A 1,087-nucleotide genomic window follows, 5' to 3' on the forward strand; every position below is an offset into this window, starting at 1 on the left:
GGCCGCATCCGGCCCCTCTACCGGCGGCCGGGCGGCCGGGAGCCCAATCTCGCACCCGGACTGACCGGGTTGCTGCACACCCGGTACGGCACCCCCCTCACCCCCGAATCGGTCCTGGCCTGGGCGCTCGCCGCCGCCCGCCCCTCCCCCGCCGGACCGCTCGTCCCGCTGCCCGTGGACGGCGCCCTGTGGGCGGAGGGGGTGGAGCTCGGCCGGGAGCTGCTGCGACTGCATCTGCGCGGGGCGCACGGTGGGGAGCGGCCCCGGCTCCCGGGCGGGCGGCGCCCCTACGTGCGGGCCGCGATCCCGCCCCGGCCGGCCGAGCTGGACTACGACCCCGCCACCGGGACGCTCAGCCTCGACGAGGGCCGCGTCTCACCCGTGCCGGAAGGGGCGTGGGAGTTCCAGGTGGGCGGGGTGCGGATGTTGGAGCTCTGGTTCTCCCGCCGCGCGGCGCGGCCGGAGGCGGAGGGGCTGGCCGCGCTGTGTCCGCGCGCCTGGCCGCAGGGGTGGACCTCGGAACTGCTGGAGCTGGTCACCGTGCTCGCCCTGCTCGCCGAGCTGACCCCGCGTCAGCGGGCGCTGCGGGACCGGATCGACCGGTCGGCCCTTCTGGCCCCGGAGGACCTGCGCACCGCCGGGGTCCTCCCGCCGCCCGCGTCCGCCCGGCGCCCGGCCTCCGTGCTGGACCACCGGGAGGAGGGCCCGGAGGGGCAGTTCGCGCTGCTGTGAGTGTCGCGGCCGCGCGTACCGGGCGTCGCGGTCCGGGCGGGACGTACGTCCACCGCACGGCGGACGGGGAGCAGGTGCTGCCCGCGGTGCGGAACGGCGGCAAGTGGCGCCGGCTCGCCGGACGGGTACCGGGCCGCGCGCAACGGCCGGCGGGAGTGGACCCGCCCATGGGGGCGTCGCGGGCGCTGCCGCCGCCGATCGCGCCGCCGGGCGGGGCGGAGACGCCGATGGGTGCCGTACCGACGCCGGGTGAGCACACCGACGCAACCCTGCGGGCCCTGGGGATGACGGGCGAGCGGATCGCAACACTGCGCCGGGGCGGGGGTCGTCTCGGACACGGCCCTGAGCGGGGGGC

Annotated in this window: 1 protein-coding gene and 1 pseudogene; both read left to right on the plus strand. The window is 79.0% G+C overall.

Annotated features, from left to right (window positions below; genetic code table 11):
• Positions 1 to 732 (plus strand): type ISP restriction/modification enzyme (locus tag IH13_RS0124940; protein ID WP_031088045.1); only part of this gene is annotated, 732 nt, incomplete at its 5' end.
• Positions 729 to 1,087: pseudogene (locus tag IH13_RS44885) on the plus strand (hypothetical protein); the annotation flags it as partial. The gene IH13_RS0124940 and the pseudogene IH13_RS44885, both read left to right, overlap by 4 nt.

The sequence above is a fragment of the Streptomyces sp. NRRL WC-3549 genome (assembly GCF_000721935.1).
In the GTDB taxonomy this organism is placed as follows: Bacteria; Actinomycetota; Actinomycetes; order Streptomycetales; family Streptomycetaceae; genus Streptomyces.